Annotated in this window: 17 protein-coding genes; 9 read left to right on the forward strand and 8 right to left on the reverse strand. The window is 32.8% G+C overall.

Annotation, left to right across the window (positions count from 1 at the left end):
- From Q0800_RS04950 to Q0800_RS04970, 5 genes are all read left to right on the forward strand, one after another.
- On the forward strand, window positions 1-1,209 hold a 1,209-nt coding region (locus Q0800_RS04950), incomplete at its 5' end, for a glycosyltransferase (protein WP_299128083.1).
- A gap of 303 nt (window positions 1,210-1,512) precedes the next feature.
- Entirely contained in the window at window positions 1,513-2,973 is a 1,461-nt protein-coding gene (locus tag Q0800_RS04955; RefSeq protein WP_299128086.1) for a mannosyltransferase, read from the forward strand.
- A gap of 338 nt (window positions 2,974-3,311) precedes the next feature.
- A complete protein-coding gene (locus tag Q0800_RS04960) occupies window positions 3,312-4,475 on the forward strand; it encodes a hypothetical protein (RefSeq protein WP_299128088.1) in 1,164 nt (387 codons plus the stop codon).
- A gap of 54 nt (window positions 4,476-4,529) precedes the next feature.
- Window positions 4,530-5,207 (forward strand): hypothetical protein, encoded by a 678-nt coding sequence (locus Q0800_RS04965; RefSeq protein WP_299128089.1) that lies wholly within the window; start codon window positions 4,530-4,532, stop codon window positions 5,205-5,207.
- Between the two features lie 20 nt (window positions 5,208-5,227).
- Window positions 5,228-5,701, forward strand: a complete 474-nt coding sequence (locus Q0800_RS04970) for a hypothetical protein (protein WP_299128090.1) — start codon at window positions 5,228-5,230, stop codon at window positions 5,699-5,701.
- A 55-nt stretch (window positions 5,702-5,756) separates the two neighbouring features.
- Here Q0800_RS04970 and Q0800_RS04975 read toward each other — a convergent pair whose 3' ends face one another.
- The 6 genes from Q0800_RS04975 to Q0800_RS05000 all read right to left on the reverse strand — a co-directional run bounded on the left by Q0800_RS04975 (window position 5,757) and on the right by Q0800_RS05000 (window position 10,827).
- Window positions 5,757-6,119, reverse strand: a complete 363-nt coding sequence (locus Q0800_RS04975; protein ID WP_299128091.1) for a hypothetical protein — start codon at window positions 6,117-6,119, stop codon at window positions 5,757-5,759.
- A gap of 21 nt (window positions 6,120-6,140) precedes the next feature.
- Window positions 6,141-6,917 carry an RMD1 family protein gene (locus tag Q0800_RS04980; RefSeq protein ID WP_299128092.1) on the reverse strand — a complete coding sequence of 259 codons (777 nt, stop codon included), beginning with the start codon at window positions 6,915-6,917 and terminating at the stop codon, window positions 6,141-6,143.
- Window positions 6,917-7,240: a hypothetical protein gene (locus Q0800_RS04985; protein WP_299128093.1), complete on the reverse strand. Its 324-nt coding sequence runs from the start codon at window positions 7,238-7,240 to the stop codon at window positions 6,917-6,919. Before Q0800_RS04985 ends, Q0800_RS04980 begins: the two co-directional genes overlap by 1 nt.
- A 155-nt stretch (window positions 7,241-7,395) precedes the next feature.
- Window positions 7,396-8,370, reverse strand: a complete 975-nt coding sequence (locus Q0800_RS04990; RefSeq protein ID WP_299128094.1) for a deoxyhypusine synthase family protein — start codon at window positions 8,368-8,370, stop codon at window positions 7,396-7,398.
- Window positions 8,360-9,301 carry an agmatinase gene (gene speB / locus Q0800_RS04995; RefSeq protein ID WP_299128095.1) on the reverse strand — a complete coding sequence of 314 codons (942 nt, stop codon included), beginning with the start codon at window positions 9,299-9,301 and terminating at the stop codon, window positions 8,360-8,362. The genes Q0800_RS04990 and speB overlap by 11 nt, the downstream gene beginning before the upstream one ends.
- A 77-nt stretch (window positions 9,302-9,378) precedes the next feature.
- Window positions 9,379-10,827, reverse strand: a complete 1,449-nt coding sequence (locus tag Q0800_RS05000) for an arginine decarboxylase (protein WP_299128096.1) — start codon at window positions 10,825-10,827, stop codon at window positions 9,379-9,381.
- Window positions 10,828-11,462: 635 nt separating this feature from the next.
- On the opposite strand from Q0800_RS05000, the gene Q0800_RS05005 reads away from it, so the two are divergent.
- A complete protein-coding gene (locus tag Q0800_RS05005) occupies window positions 11,463-11,879 on the forward strand; it encodes a carboxypeptidase-like regulatory domain-containing protein (RefSeq protein WP_299128097.1) in 417 nt (138 codons plus the stop codon).
- A 106-nt stretch (window positions 11,880-11,985) separates the two neighbouring features.
- Window positions 11,986-12,996: a transglutaminase domain-containing protein gene (locus Q0800_RS05010; protein WP_299128098.1), complete on the forward strand. Its 1,011-nt coding sequence runs from the start codon at window positions 11,986-11,988 to the stop codon at window positions 12,994-12,996.
- Between the two features lie 11 nt (window positions 12,997-13,007).
- On the opposite strand, the gene Q0800_RS05015 is transcribed toward Q0800_RS05010, so the two are convergent.
- Complete coding sequence (locus Q0800_RS05015) at window positions 13,008-14,249, reverse strand: response regulator (RefSeq protein ID WP_299128099.1); 1,242 nt, start codon at window positions 14,247-14,249, stop codon at window positions 13,008-13,010.
- Window positions 14,250-14,434: 185 nt separating this feature from the next.
- A complete protein-coding gene (locus Q0800_RS05020) occupies window positions 14,435-15,304 on the reverse strand; it encodes a tetratricopeptide repeat protein (protein ID WP_299128101.1) in 870 nt (289 codons plus the stop codon).
- 453 nt (window positions 15,305-15,757) lie between these two features.
- On the opposite strand from Q0800_RS05020, the gene epsC reads away from it, so the two are divergent.
- Window positions 15,758-16,546 (forward strand): serine O-acetyltransferase EpsC, encoded by a 789-nt coding sequence (gene epsC, locus Q0800_RS05025; RefSeq protein WP_299128102.1) that lies wholly within the window; start codon window positions 15,758-15,760, stop codon window positions 16,544-16,546.
- Window positions 16,547-17,425, forward strand: coding sequence for a cysteine synthase CysM (cysM, locus tag Q0800_RS05030; RefSeq protein WP_299128107.1), 879 nt, complete (start codon window positions 16,547-16,549; stop codon window positions 17,423-17,425).

The raw sequence follows: 17,425 nt of genomic DNA on the forward strand, positions 1-17,425 counted from the left end.
ACGGATGAAACCGTGCATACAACCAAAGCACATATCGCTAAATTAAAAGCTACAGGCTTAGATATAAAACACCTTACCAGAACCAATCGTGTAGGCTTTAAAGCAGGAGCTTTAAAAGAAGGATTAAAAGTAGCCAAAGGAGAATTTATTGCCATCTTTGATGCCGATTTTCTACCACAACCAAACTGGTTAAAACGCACCATACCATATTTTAAAAATAATAAGGTTGGTGTTGTACAAACTCGCTGGGGACATATTAACAGAAATTACTCAATACTAACCAAAATACAAGCATTTGCTTTAGACGCACATTTTACACTAGAGCAAGTAGGCAGAAACAGTAAAGGCCACTTTATCAATTTTAATGGTACAGCTGGAGTATGGAGAAAAGCCTGTATCATTGATGCTGGTAATTGGGAAGGAGACACACTTACCGAAGATTTAGATTTAAGCTACAGAGCTCAGCTAAAAAATTGGGAATTTAAATATTTAGAAGACGTAGAAACACCGGCAGAACTACCTATTGTTATAAGTGCTGCACGTTCTCAGCAATTCCGCTGGAATAAAGGTGGCGCCGAAAACTTTAGAAAAATGCTGTGGCGTGTCGTTAAATCTAACAACATTTCTGCAAAAACAAAGATTCATGGATTACTTCACCTCTTAAATAGCTCCATGTTTTTAAGCATTTTCATTGTTGCAATTCTAAGTATTCCTATGCTTTACATCAAAAACGAATACGCACATTTACGCCACTATTTTTATGTAATGAGCTTCTTTGTAATGAGTACCATTATCTTTTTTGTCTGCTACTGGTTTATGTATAAAAATATATACGGTAGTGGATTTAAAAAATTCTTTGGGTACATAGGTATGTTTTTTACGTTTTTCTCAATTGCCATGGGCTTTTCGCTGCACAACTCAATTGCCGTAATAGAAGGGCATGTTGGCAAAAAAAGTGACTTTGTACGTACACCAAAATTTAATATCAAAACATTTAAAGACAACTGGAAAAACAACAAATACCTAAGAAAAAAACTATCTAGAAACGTTGTTTTAGAAGGTATTTTAATGTCTTATTTTGGATTTGGCATGTATAGCGCATTTATAGTCGGAGACCAAGGCGGAGATTTTGGGTTATTTCCTTTTCATTTAATGCTATTTATCGGCTTTGGCTATGTATTCTTTAAGTCTTTAGGTTCTAAAGTTTAATTTTTTGGGCGTTTATTATTCCGCTAAAGCTACATACTACCGTGCTTTCCGTTATATCTTTTTTTTTCGGATCTCAAAAAAAAGGATGCCACTACAATCACTAACGCAGGCTTACCAAAGGTTAACGCAAGTATCTTAAGCAAACTTATTTTAAATCATGGTGGCTAAAAACCTAATAAAAGAGGTAATTTACACGCGCAGCATTCTTAGAACGGAATTCCTAAAATTCCGTCTTAATCGTATTCTTTTTATTTAGAGTGCTATTAGGTTTTCAAACTAAAAAAATCATGTACTTTTGGTTTTATGCTAGGACTAGCAAACATCTACAAACACAAAAAATCAACCTTAGCTTACATACTCATAAGTTGTATATTTTACGTATGGTTTGCAATAGGATTAGAGCGCACAGAGGCCTTAAAGCTGGTTTTACTCTACACGGCATTATTCTTTTTTGCCTTTAAAATTATTAAGACCTCAGGCTTTTATTATAGAATTTTGGTGATCTCAGCACTACTATTCCGATTATTATTTCTATTCTCAATCCCTAATCTTTCACAAGATTTTTACCGCTTTATTTGGGATGGACGTATGATTTTTGAAGGGTTTAACCCATACTTATACACACCCAATTCGTTTATTGTAAACGAACAATTTCCTGTTACCCAAGCACAAGAATTATATAATGGCATGGGAGAACTAAGTGCCATGCATTTTACCAATTACCCACCAATAAATCAACTCTGTTTTTTTATAACCAGTCTTTTTGCTAGTAAGAGTATTCTAGGCTCAGTAATGGTTATGCGTGTTATTATTATCGTTGCGGATTTGGGTACACTTTATTTTGGAAAGAAACTCTTAGAACAGCTAAAAATGCCATCAAACAGAATCTTTTGGTATATTTTAAATCCGTTTATTATTATAGAATTAACAGGCAATCTTCATTTTGAAGGGGTTATGATTTTCTTCTTGGTTTGGAGTTTGTATTTGTTACATTCTAACAAATGGCAATGGGCTGCTGTTATTTTTGCCTGCTCAGTTTCTGTAAAATTGATACCGTTGATGTTTTTGCCTTTGTTTTTTTGGTGGTTCAATAAGACTACTGCCATTTTGAGCGTAGTTGAGAAATCTCACGAGCCTCTCAACGACGCTCAAGGTAACAGTATAGTAAAACTTAACGACGAGATTGCTTCCGCTAAAAAGCCTCGCAATGCCCTGTTTAAATTACTTTCGTTTTATACCATTGTTGGCATAACTGTAGTCTTACTTTTTCTGCCATTTTTTTCAATGGAATTCGTCAATAATTACTCTAAAACGGTTGGACTTTGGTTTAGCAATTTTGAATTCAACGCAAGTATCTATTATATTCTCAGAGCAATTGGTTATGCCATAACAGGTTATAATGAAATTGCAATCATCGGCAAGGTACTTCCGGTTATTACCGTTTTAATAATATTAGGATTAGCTTTACTTAAAAAGAATGACACCCTACCAAAACTGATAACTTCAATGCTATTGGCCTTTACCTTTTACTTGTTTTTGAGTACAACGGTTCACCCTTGGTATTTGGCAACTTTGGTATTATTTTGTGTTTTTACTAAGTACCGCTTCCCCTTAATTTGGTCTGTTGTTATTGTATTGAGTTACTTATCTTATTTAGGGATTGGCACAGCAGACAAGTCAGAGAATCTTTGGATTGTTGGTTTAGAATACTTGGTGGTATTTTCTGTTTTTATTTGGGAAGTTGTTTTAAAAAAAAGCCATTGAATTAAACATCTTATAATACTACATCAATAAAATTGAGGTTAACTGCCTAAAATTTCGATAATCAGTAAAATCAATTACGGTTTTTCCGCAGTTAACATAATTTTAACAAATTACCAAATACTAGCGTATAATTTTTTTAATTAATTTAACACACTGTAAATGAGAGGTTAGGAAAAGGTAAAGATCTTTTATCACTTATTTATAATAAATGTATTAATACTATAATCAGCGCTGATTTTTCTTTACCAAACTTTACCAATTAACTAAATCTTTACCATAATATAAACAATCAATTTCAAAATGAAAACAAACAAATTCAAATTATGGTGTGTGTGTGTGTGTGTGCACTAGTTCTAGTTACAGCCTATTCTTGTTCTAAAGAAGGTGACGCTGAAAGCGATAATGTAGATTTTAATATCTCTCAGCAAACAGCAGAATCAATTGTAAAGGCTACTACCAAGCAAAAGTTAGAATACAAAACCTACCATTTAAAAATTATTGGTCATTGGGTCTCTAACCATTATCAAGAAGTGCAATCTTTTATTGATAAAGTAAATACTGGTAACTCAGATTATTTTTCAGTCTCTGCCAACTATGTATTAAATAACGTTAAATATGATGAGAGTGACCAAAATTTAACTAAATCATTAACTGCTTTTGAAAATCTTGACGGAGAATATTGGTATCCTACATTAACATTTGTTTCTCCTAAAAACAGGATTGATTTACTGCATAAATCAAGTGATAATTCGGACAAACCAATTATTGGTATTGAAGATGTTGAAGATGGAGAACAAATTTACAGAGGATACACAGAAAATGAAATTAATGAATTAGAACTCCATTATGAACAGCTAAGTGAAGAAGAACATAGCGATAGAGAAATTGTAGTGGTAGAATTAGGCCAATGCGGAGAACAAGATTCATTTATAAGTGATGCCCCAGATGATGAATTTAGTCAATGTGATTTAAATGCCTCTGATACTGGCAATGACGGTACTGGGAATACACAACCTTCTACTTGGAGATTACGTATAGATAGAATGACTGTAAAACAACACAAAGAAAATTGGCCAGGAAGATCAGAAGTGCATTTTAAAGGTTTTAAATTAAGTCAACTACCAACAAGCAGTGGGTATTGTGGTGACAATATTGTTGGCACACTAAACTGCCAAAACCCAGACGTTAAACGAATTTCTAGAATTAAAAGAAGACATATCGGAGATGATCGACAATATCGTTATTTAATGAAAGAGGATAACAGTTCTAACAACTCAGATTTTATTTTTTACAGAATATTTGAATCAGATAGCTGGCCAGCACCAATAAGGGGTAAAGTTACAGACCCAGATGCAGTGTTTTATTTTCCAAATGGTGAATATAGAGCAATTGAATATAGATCATGGCAAGATGATTATGATAACCCCTACGGATTACCATTTGCTAATAATTTCTCTACAGATACTAATGCTATAAAATATAATCTTACTAGAGGTTATTAAATTTTTAAAATAAGGGTTGTAATACTATTACAACCCTTTAAATACAATGTCTTTATGAATTTTATATTTAAAACAATTGCAATTACTTTTATTACTTTAAATTTTTCTTACACTCAAAATAACAACATTAATTATCTTCTAACCGAGAATAGGAAAGGACAACTATTTTTTAAAGTGAGCTCAGAGTATAGAATTACCCCATTACCATATGATGCGCCAAATACTTTTCCAGTTTCACTAGATTTACAGAGCTCTGGTGTCGCTTTTGCTTATACACTAGATTACTTTGTTTTAAAAAACCTAAGTCTTGGTTTTTCAAATTCATTAAGATATAGCTACATAGGTGCCGATTTCACTCAAATTGAAGGTGTCTCTGGCTCGGCTCCTTCTAATAGAGGTTTGATTTTTGGTTTCCACCTTTATGCTGACTATCATTTTAAAATTTTCAAGAAAAGTGAACTATTTTTAAGACTCGGTAAGTCACTATTAAACAGAGGAACAGAAATTAATACAAAGGAGCCTTTTTTTGATAATGAAGGAAATTTAATAGTAGTTATAGGTAGCGCTTTTGATGCCGCATACGAACCATGGAATTTTGGTATTGGCTGGAAAAAAAGAAAATTAGAACTTATGTTAGGCTTCTATACATCTAGTAATAGTGAATTTTTTGATGTCCCTGAGGAGTTTATCGTTCCTTATTTCAAATTCAGTTATAACCTTGGACGCTTGTAGTTTCTATATTTTTTAAAACTATGTATCTAAAAAGTATTTGTTTCGCCTTTGTATTTGTATTTATGAGCTTTGCACAGCAATCAGATCAGTCTAATATAGAATTAAGCAGAAGCTTATTTACTAAAGGCTATTTTTTTAGCACTCAGCTTAACCCAAAACTAGCATTTAAAAAAGGGTTATTTATGATCTATAATGGGGATTATAACACCATTAGAGCACCTGTATTACTGAGTAGATCATTTTCTAATAAAGTTAGTGGTTTTGGTGGTTTGGATGTAACCACACAACTAAATTCAAATAACATATTACTACCTGTTAATGCTTTTAGTGTTTTTGATGTTAATGCGCAATTTGGCGGAAGTTATAAATTTAAAAGTGGTACCGAAAGCCTAATAATTATTCAACAACGTTTGTTTCAAATTAATGATTCTAATTCTCTACCACCAGCACTAGAGACAAAACCTATAAATCTTAATTTTGGTATTAAATTCTAAATTAAAAAAAGGATAGACAATAAATTGTCAATCCTTTTTTTTTGGCATACTAATTCTACAATCTTTTCAAATTTACAATATGATAGGACTCATAAACCTCTACCTGCCCAAACTCATCCTTTTCCTCTGTTTCCGTTAGTTCACAAGACACCTCAAAACGTTTACCTTCCATATCCTTAGATTTTAGGTTGACCATCTTTAAGGCTTCTACAGAGATACTTTGTAAATACATGGTTTGTTCTCCGTCTTCGTTATCGGCTTTTACCAAAAATGCATAGCCATCTTCTGCATCATAGCCATCAAAAGTACCTTCAATCTTTACTACTTTTTTGTTTTGTGTCTTGTCTGGTTTGTTAATAGCGTTAACGGTTAAAAAAGCTACCATACAAACTAGTACTACTGTTAATTTTGATTTCATAGTGTTTTTAATTTAAAATGTTTAAAATAATTTTAGAATAAATAAATCAACGACTTCTACTAGGATTAGAATGATAATAATCCATTCTAATCTGCTACTTTCACTATGGTCCATGATATCCTTAAAAAGTTCTAAGTTCTCTTTTATGATATCTAGTCTATCATGGATTAAGTGATATCGATCCTTAAGATCGAAGGTCTTCTTTAATTCTGAATTTAGTTTATTAAGTTGTTCATCTTCCCAAGTAATATCTGGCGAGTCAAAAATATACAAGTTCTCGGAAATCTTATTCTTAAGATTTAATACCTTACCAATAAATCGTTTTAACTTATTCCCAGAAATATCGAGTTTTCCTTTAGATTCAAGATATTTTGTATGTTCATTAGTCTCTGCCAATAAGGTCTCCGTTATCGCTGCATAGGTATTTAATGCAACGGATTGTGAAGTATTAAGCATCACTAAACGTAACATTTCGTCATCAATTTTTGGAAGGATGATGTTATTAAACTGAACTTTAAGAACATTATGCTCAATCACAACTTCAATTTCCTCAGAAATTTTATTAGTGTTATAATCCTTACAAAACGGTTTAACTTTAGAAAACAACTGCTCTATTTCTAGGTTGGTAATGTTAAAACAAGAGACCATCCCATATTGAAATATATAAACAAACTGATGCTCTAAAAGTTGATAAAACAACTCATCGCTATCACTGAACAAAAGCTCACCCAAAAGTAGGCTCTTGGTCTGTTTCAGGTTAATCTGAGATGCCACCTGAAACGCTATAACTTTAGACATTAATCGTCGTCGTAGCTATCGTCTGATTGTAAGTTTGGATCTTGTACCGCTTCTGGATCATCACCGTCAAAATCTTCATAATCATCTTCATCGTAGTTCTCCATTGTAACCGCTAATTTTGTACTTACTTTTACCAAATACTTAGTATCTTCTGTAGTAACTTCAACGGCTTCAATCATTTCATTCTTAGCATTTCTAAATGAAATAATTTGGTCATCATCATAGCCATCTGGATATTTTTCTACCAGCATAGCCAAGATTTCTGGCGTTAATTTTTTAAAATCGACGATAACGCGTTTTAAATGTTGGTCTTTTTTGTTCATAATATTACCAGTGTAAACAGGAATCTTTTAGTTATTGTTATAAAATTTATTCAACGGGTTTCTGTTTTTAATGTAGCAATAATAAACACCTCTAAAGGGGACAATGATTTATTGAAGCCTTTGCATAAAATCGAAATAATTTTTTCACAATTAACTTACATGTTTAAAAGATACGCAAAAATTAATGGTGCTACAATAGTTGCATCACTTTCAATAATGAATTTTGGCGTATCTATATCTAACTTTCCCCAAGTAATTTTTTCATTTGGCACAGCGCCAGAATACGAACCGTAACTTGTTGTACTATCGCTGATCTGACAAAAATAGCTCCAAAACGGTGTGTCTTGTCGCTCCATATCTTGATACAACATTGGCACCACACAAATAGGAAAATCTCCAGCAATGCCACCACCTATTTGAAAGAAACCGATTCCATTTTCTGAATTATCTGTGTACCAATCCGCTAAAAACGTCATGTATTCTATACCAGACTTCATAGTACTTGCTTGCAATTCGCCTTTAAGAACATAACTCGCAAAAATATTACCCATGGTACTATCTTCCCAACCTGGGCAAACAATAGGCAAGTTCTTTTCTGCGGCGGCATACATCCACGAATCCTTAATATCAATTTCGTAATACTGCTCCAAAACACCAGACAATAAAAGCTTGTACATATATTGATGCGGTAAGTAGCGTTCTCCTTTTGCTTCGGCATCTTTCCATAGCTTTACAATATGCTCTTGTATGCGGCGAAAGGCTTCTTCTTCTGGAATACAAGTATCAGTGACTCTATTGAGCCCCTTTGCTAACAAATCCCATTCGTCTTGTGGTGTCAAATCTCTGTAATTTGGGACGCGTTTATAGTGGCTGTGAGCTACTAAATTCATGATATCCTCTTCTAAGTTTGCCCCTGTACAAGAAATGATATGCACTTTATCTTGACGAATCATTTCGGCAAATATCTTACCCAATTCTGCTGTACTCATAGCACCAGCCAAAGACACCAACATTTTGGCTCCATTGTTTAACTGGTCTTGGTAACCTTTAGCAGCATCCACCACTGAAGCTGCATTAAAATGGAGATAGTATGTCTCCATAAATTGTGAAATTTGTCCTTTAGTAGTCATCTTCTAACTCGAATTTTGCATATTTTTGATTTGAACTTGAAGTATCATTGAAGTTGCTTTCAAAATCATCATCCGCATCTTCATTCATAAACTTGTAGCTTAACATTTTGTAATAAAGTTTTGCCGCCAAGAAATCCGAAGATTTCTCATTCTTATTAGGGCATAACTCTACAATATCAAATCCAACCACAGTCTTTTCTTCAAATACTTGTTTTAAGAATTCTAAGGTTTCGTACCATAACAAACCACCTGGTTCTGGTGTTCCTGTACTTGGCATTATTGAGGGGTCTAAAGCATCCAAATCAAACGTTATAAATACGTTATCTGTCATTTGGTCAATTGCAGAATCCATCCAATTATCATCCTCTGCCATGTCATGTGCAAAGTAAGTCTGCTCTTGGTTCATTACAGTTTTTGCAATGGCATCCATAGAACGAATGCCAACTTGAATTAAATTGGTCGACTGACTGGCCTCATAAACCGCACAAGCGTGGTTACATTTAGAACCTTCGTAGCTTTTTCGTAAATCTGCATGTGCGTCGATGTGCAAAACAGTTAAGTCTTCGAACATCTCGTTAAACGCTCTAATCGTACCGATAGAAATTGAGTGCTCGCCACCAAAAACGGTAACAAACTTGTTCTTTTTTATAAAGCTTTTGGTGGTTTTATGAACCGCATCGACCATAGCTTCTGGTGATGCATTTTCGGTAACGGCCTCTGCCAAGAAAACGCCTTGTTTATATACTTCAGAATCGGTTTCAATATCATAGAGCTCCATATTTTCTGAAGCCTCTAAAAAAGCCTCTGGTCCTTTGTCAGCACCTTTTTGCCATGTACTTGTGCCATCGTAAGGTACCGGAATTAAAACAATCTTTGATTGATCTAATTTTGAATATTCTGCTGAAATACCAGCGTAAGTTTTTGTTTTCATATTCATTTCCCGTGAAAACGGGAATCTTTTTAAGTTATTACTTTTAAAATAGGTTTCGACTGCGCTCAACCTGACAGTTAGATATTAATCTCATTTTTTATAACCTGACTACCACTCTCAATATTAGAATTCAAATTATATCCTAAAATCCCAAGTAAATCTTTACTTTGTTGTTGCTCTGCAAAGACTTCTGTTGTTAAGTTGCCGTCTGCATTACGCTGAATTAAAATATGTTTAGGAGATGGAATTAAGCAATGTTGCAAGCCTCCAAAACCACCAATAGTTTCTTGATAAGCACCTGTATTAAAGAAACCAATGTAAAGTGGCTTATCCTTATTATACTTTGGCAAGTAAATGGCATTAACGTGCTGCTCGCTGTTGTAATAATCATCGCTATCGCAAGTGAGCCCACCTAAAAGCACACGCTCATAGCTATCGTACCAACGGTTAATCGGTAACATGATAAAACGCTTGTTAATGGCCCAAGTATCTGGCAATGTCGTAATGAAGGATGAGTTAATCATATTCCATTTTTCACGATCATTCTGCTGTTTTTGATACAATACCTTGTAAATGGCACCACCACTTTCGCCAACCGTAAAACTGCCAAATTCAGTAAAAATATTTGGTACTTCTACGCCTTCTTCATCGCAAACGGTTTTGATTTGGTTAACAATTTCATCGACCATGTAGGCATAATCAAAATCAAAGGCCAATGAATTTTTAATAGGAAAACCTCCACCAATATTTAAACTATCTACACTTGGACAAATCTTTTTAAGTGAAGTATATACCTTTAAACACTTAGTTAACTCATTCCAATAATAGGCATTATCTCTTATACCAGTATTGATAAAAAAATGAAGCATTTTAAGCGCTACTTGCTTATTATCCTGAATCTGGTTCTTGTAAAATGGTACAATATTCTTGTACCCAATACCTAAGCGCGAGGTATAGAATTCAAACTTTGGCTCTTCCTCAGAAGCAATTCTAATACCAACATTAAATTTTGGAGTAATGGCTTCTGTCAATAAATCCAGTTCCTCGTAATTATCAATTATTGGTATGCAATTATGATGTCCTTCATTAATCAACTCAGCAATATTGGTAATGTATTGTTCTCGTTTAAAACCATTACTAATAATAAAGGTGTCTTTAGTAATTTTGCCATTTGCCTTTAGGGCTCTAACAATATCAATATCAAAGGCCGAAGAGGTTTCTATATGAATATCATTGCGCAAAGCCTCATCCAAAACATGTTTAAAGTGCGAACTCTTTGTGCAATAACAATAGTTGTATTTGCCTTTGTAATCGTGTTTTTTAAAAGCGTCTGCAAACCAATTCTTAGCACGTTGTATGTTATTGGAAATCTGTGGCAGATAGGTGAATTTTAATGGTGCGCCGTGCTCTGCTATGAGTTTCATAAGGTTAACATCATGAAACTGTAACGTCTTCTCTTTCAGTTTAAATTCTGGCTGAGGAAAATCAAAAGATTGATCGATAAGATCAATGTATTTAGTATTCATTGTTTTGTTTAAATCAGGATAAAAAAATAGAGTGCGATTAAGGGCATTATCTTATCTCAAAATTCAAATCTTAAATTGACTTTGTGTAGTTGGTAAAAAACCATAAAAATGTTGGCTAGCAACTAATGAAGAAACGGAAGTTAGCTTTAAAATTCGGTCACTTATCTTATAAGCAGTTTTTGAATAAGACTTCCTAATGTTCAAAAACCCGAACGTAAAAACAGTTTTCAATGTGTTCAGCTAAATTCAGAATGGTTTAGATATAGCTTCTGAATTTCGCGGCAAAAATAAATTATTTTTTAATATGAAAAACTTTTTGAAGATTTTTTTAAAAAAATTTCACAGTCCGATATTTAAACATTCAACTCGTCTTAATTCTTTATTTTTAGATGAAACTGCGTTAAAATTTGGCCAGATGAAGTACGTTTTGAATCTAATAAAAATAGCTACCAACAAAATAAGCAAGTACGTATATACGATTTTTAGACATTTTTGAGCAAATAGAAAAAGTAATAATGAGTGCATTTACTCAATACCAACACTCCTTCACTCATTCAAAAGCACCAAAAACTCAAGGCTATTTTATATCTTTGTTATAAGACCATAATTTTAGATATAAATAAAACACAGATATTATGAATTTAGAATTAACAATGCAGAGACAGCAAAAGATTAAAATGCTAGGCTTAATAGGTTTAGTAATGGTCGTATTTATGAGTTTTAACACCTTAAGTGCACAAAACGCGCAAAATGTTGAGCGCAGCATATCTGGCTTAGTTTCCAACGAAGATGGGCCTCTACTTGGTGTAAATGTTACGCTAAAAGATACGCGTATTGGGACTACGACTGATGAAGACGGAAAATTTACATTTCCGAAAAAATTAATAAACGGTGATGTTTTAATTTTTAGCTATCTAGGGTATGAAACTCAAAAAATGACCATAGAAGCCAAAACGAGTTTCATTAAACTAGAATTAACTACCGATATGGTTGAGATGATTGGTGCTTTAGACACAGGCAAACCCTATAAATCTAAACGTAAAAAAAGTTGAAAAATCATAAGCTTTTCATAAAAAACACAATCGCAAGTTTAACTAACCTTCGGTTGTGTTTTTTGTTTGTAATGGTCATTCACTTTTAATCCTTAATACCTGTTTTTTGAAAATCTATTCATTAATAATAACGAGCTTATTCAGTATTTTTAGCTATGCCCAGATACAAGATTTTAAGTCGATCAATTTTGAAAAAGCAGATAATATCGCATTAGTAAATAAGGGCGAAAACTTATATAATTTACCTGATCTCACCTATAAGTTGACTGATGGCTTAACTACGGATGTCGAAAAATTTAGAGCAATCTATGTATGGGTTTGCCAAAATATTGCTAACGACTATGGCTTATACCATCTTAACAAAAGTAAAAGAGAACGTTTTAAAAATGATTCTATTAAGTTTAATGCTTGGACTACTAAATTCAGAAAGAAACTTTTTAAAAAATTACTTAATAATAAACGTACCATCTGTACAGGTTATGCATATATGTTAAAAACATTGTGCGACTTGGCAGACTTGGAGTGCGAAATTATTCAAGGCTATGGACGAGTAAGTACCACAAATATTGAAAACTTGGAGCTACCCAATCATTCGTGGAACGCTATAAAATTGAATGGTAAATGGTACCTCTGCGATCCTACTTGGGCAAGTGGCATTCCTGATCCTGAAACAAATAATTTTACCTATAATTATAATGATGGTTTCTTTTTAGCCAACCCCAAATTATTTGCCATAAACCACTTCCCTATTGACCATAAATGGTGGTTATTAGATGATGAAGTCCCAACTTTTAGAGCGTTTTTAGCGTCACCAATTATTTATGGCAGTGCTTACAAACATTTAGACCAGCACGGTAAACCAAAGCAAATGCACCATGTCTTAAAAAAAGGTGAGGCTCTTATTTTTGAGTACCTCACTAAAACCACTCTAAAAAAAAGTGACGTTAGATTTTATATAGATAGTGGTTATAACCAGTGGAAAACAGAGCCAACATCTCAGGTAATATCTGGTAAAACACTACTATTAAAACATCAATTTAAAAGCAAAGGTTATTTTGATGTACACTTGTATTTAAAAGAGAATTTAATTGCAACCTATACCGTAGAGGTTAAATAAAAAGCTTTTGATTAACCTAATTTTTTAAGCTCCTCTCTAGGTTTTGTTGATAAATTTTGCGTTATCGTATTTTTAAATCTATCAATATCATAAGGTTTTAGAATAATATCATCCATACCACTCTCAAAAATTTGATGTCTTTGCTCTTCTATTTCAACTGCTGTTAGCGCAATAATAGGTATGGTTTTGTTAAACATTCTAATTTCTTTAGTAGCATCAATTCCATTTTTAATTGGCATATTAATATCCATTAAAATTAGATCAAAATATGATTTAGATACTTTTTGTATCGCCTCTTCTCCATTTTGAGCAATATCACAAGTTACGTTAGAGCTTTCCAATATTCTTTTGGTTACGGTTTGGTTTATTCTATTATCTTCAACGATTAAAATTTTCTTGCCATCTAGTTTTTCAAAATCTAAAACAGGCACAGATGTTTGTATTTGAGACTCGGAGGAAATTGCGATATCAATAATAAATTTAAAGGTGGTGCCTTTACCTATTTCACTATTTACTGTAATGTTTCCATTCGCTTTTTCTACTAATTTTTTAACAATTGGTAAGCCTAGTCCAGTACCTTGGTAGGTAGATGATAACGTTTCAATTTGCGTAAATTCGTTAAAGATCTGATCGATTTTATTTTTCTCTATACCAGGACCTGTATCTCTAACAATAAATTGTAGTTTGGCAATGTCGTTATTGATACTTAGTAAATCTACTTCTAAATTAATACTTCCTTTTTCGGTAAATTTACATGCGTTCCCTATCAAATTCATAAGAATCTGTGACAAACTGACAGAGTTACCTTTTAACACTATAGGTGCGTTTTTGGCAATCTTTACATGGATTGTATTTTTATGCTGAATTCTAATATATTCGAAAGACGAAATAATTATTGATACTAAATCTTTAAGGTTAAAATGGATATTTTCCTCTACAAAACCTTCACTTTCTATTTTATTAATATGAAGTAAATCGTTAACGAGAGCCAGCAAATAATTTGCCGAAAATTTTAGAGATTTAAGATCTTTTTTATGCTTTTTTAATTCTTTATTTTCTAATAAAATAGAACTTAGACCAATAACTCCATAAAGCGGTGTTCTTAACTCATGGCTAACAGTAGCATAAAATTTAGCTTTGGATTTTGTAAATTCTTCACTCTTCCTTTTTGCTATTAAATACTGTTTGTTTTTTTGTTGTAAATCCTTAACGAGTTGTTGTTTCTTTAGGTTTGATTGATAGGTAACAACCAAAATAACTAATAAAAATACACCTATACCAAAAAAAAAACAATAATATATTTTTCCGTTCTGCTTGCTCTACTAATAATTGTTTTTCTAGTTCTTTAGATTTAACCTGCGCTTTATAACGTTCGGACATTAACTTTGCAGTTACACCATCCATTTTATTTTTAGTCTTTTTTTTATCCTCTTGGGCTTCATAAGATCTCTAATTTCTTATTAACATCATATATACCCTCATAATCGCCTTTTAACTCTAAAGCATCTTTTAATCCAATATACCCTTCAATTAATGCCTCAATATATTCTGTACCTTCACAAATTGAGATTGTTTTTTTAAAATAAGTAATAGCTTCGTCTGGTTTGTTTTGTAACAATAATAACCTACCTTGATTATGGTAATGACTAGCTCGGTAATGTGATGGATTACCAAGAAGATTTAAATAATACTCTGCTTGTTCTGAAAGTTTTACACTTTGCTCAATATTACCTAATTCATTATAAGCCCTAGCTAAATTATGGTTTACAACAAACGTTCTTAAGGTATCCTTGAGTTTTAAGGCTATAGTTTTGCTTTTTAGATATTCTTCTATCGCCCTTTGTTTATAACCTTCAGTAAAATAATAAATATTGGCCAAATTGGTTCTAAAACGCAATAATAAAATGCTATCATTAATCGCTTTGGCAACATTTAATGATCTAAGGAATAAATCCTTTGCCGTTGTAGTATCTTTTATTCTTAAAAATGTATTACCAATAATACTTCTTGCATCATGAATGTGCTTTTTATTACCGCTCCTTTTGGAGAGATACAGTCCTTTTTCTGCGTATATTAAAGGAAATGCAAAATTCTCTTTATAAAGCTCTTGCGTCATCCAAGCTATCATAGCCTCAACGTGCTTGGTTATCTCTGCATCAGTAGAATCTTTGGAGATTTTAGGAAGTAGATTAGAAATTGAATCTAATGGGTTATTGTTTTTGGCAAAATCAATACCAAGATTTTGGGAATATACGTACGAGCCCGTTAAATAAGCAACTAAAACAATAGCATAGGCAAAGCGTTTCATAGATCAGAATGTAAATTTGGGTATATCAAATATACAAACTTTTAATTATTAACAGAATGTTAAAATTTAAAATACTTACCAACAGAACTATAAATACGTTACTTAACGTATTTTTAAATATTGACTGTAATAAAACGAACTAAACAAAGTTCATTATATTTAGAATTTAGTTTAAAAGAACGTAAAATAAAATAGATTCCTATTGACATAAAAGTTAAACTATTTAGCATTGAACAATAATTTAATAGAGCAGATTTCTATGATGCGCATTTTTACATAGACAAAGCCCTTATTACAACTTACACTATAGTAGTTCATCCTTAGACCCACCTTTGTTAAGATTACCAGTAATAAAATAGAGTTAAGCTTTTTACTTTTAATTTCACTTTCACTAATTTCGCCCTTTAGAAACTACGATAGTAAAATCATCGTTAACCTATTGAAAAAGTTAGAATGGATAAAAAGTTATTAATGGTAATCAATGAAGAGAAATCGGCAATTAAAGTGCCTATGATCCTAAAAGAAGAATCTCAACGATTTACCAAGCTACTTTTTAAAGCTTTTTTTGATAGTGGCACACATACAGAAGACGCGTTTAAAACTTTAGAACCACTATTTATAACCATAAAGGATATTGCATGTCCTCAAACCAAAGGAAAATCGTGTAAACGATGGGCCGATTTTTTAACAAACATTCCTAATTTATATGTTAGTTTAAAAAAAGATGCTGAAGCTATTCTTAATAATGATCCTGCTTCAAAATCACTTGCAGAAATCTACATAGCATATCCTGGTTTTTTTGCGATCTCTATTTATAGAATGGCAAGGATTTTTCATAATCTAAAACTACCTATAATTCCTCGGTTAATGACCGAATACGCTCACCAATTAACAGGTATTGATATTCACCCAGGAGCTACTATAGGTCATTCGTTTTTTATTGACCATGGTACAGGTGTTGTTATTGGTGAAACCACAGAAATCTATAATAATGTAAAAATATACCAAGGTGTAACTCTAGGTGCTTTAATTGTAAGAAAACAAGATCAGTTTACAAAACGTCACCCAACAATAAAAAATAATGTGACCATTTATGCCAATGCAACCATACTTGGTGGAGACACTGTTATTGGGGAAAATAGCATTATAGGTGGTAACACATGGCTCACCACTTCCGTACCAGATAACTCAACCGTAGTTCATAATCATAAGGTTGAAATTTACACTAAAAACCCAAGCTAAATGAACAAGTCTTTAATAGATAGAATAGGAAATACTCCGCTTGTAAAATCTACAGCATTACATACTAATCCTAATGTAAGTCTATATTTTAAGCTAGAGGGTAACAATCCTGGAGGTAGTGTAAAGGACAGAGCCGCTTACAATATGATTAAAAGTGCATTAGACGCTAAGCGAATAAATAAAACTTCAAAATTAATTGAAGCCACTAGTGGCAATACAGGTATAGCGCTTGCAATGATTGCGGCTATTTATGGTTTAGACATAGAGCTTGTGATGCCAGAAACAGCAACAAAAGAACGCACACAAACCATGAAAGCCTATGGAGCTAAAGTAACTTTGCATCCCAATGGTATAGAAGGTGCTCGCGATTATGCCATAGATAAGGTAAAAAACGAAGGTTACTTTTCTTTTAATCAATTTGAAAATAATGACAACTGGAAAGCCCATTACAAATCTACGGGCCCAGAAATTTGGAGAGATACCGAAGGTGCTGTTACCCATTTTGTCTCGGCTATGGGAACCACAGGAACCATTATGGGAACATCAACCTATTTAAAAGAACAAAACAAAGATGTTAAAATTGTAGGTGTACAACCATCTGATAATTCTAAAATACCTGGCATTAGAAAATGGCCAGAGGCTTATTTGCCTAAAATTTTTAATGCTTCTAAAGTAGATCGTGTTATTGAAGTTAGCCAAGAAGAAGCTGTTGCTATGACCCGTAGATTGGCAAAAGAAGAAGGTATTTTAGCTGGTATGAGTAGTGGTGGCGCTACCACTGCTGCTTTAAAACTTGCTAATGAATTAGAAAGTGGTATTATAGTGAGTATTATCTGTGATCGTGGCGACAAGTATTTATCTTCAGATTTATTTATCTAA

It is taken from the genome of uncultured Winogradskyella sp., from assembly GCF_937958655.1.
Lineage (GTDB): Bacteria > Bacteroidota > Bacteroidia > Flavobacteriales > Flavobacteriaceae > Winogradskyella.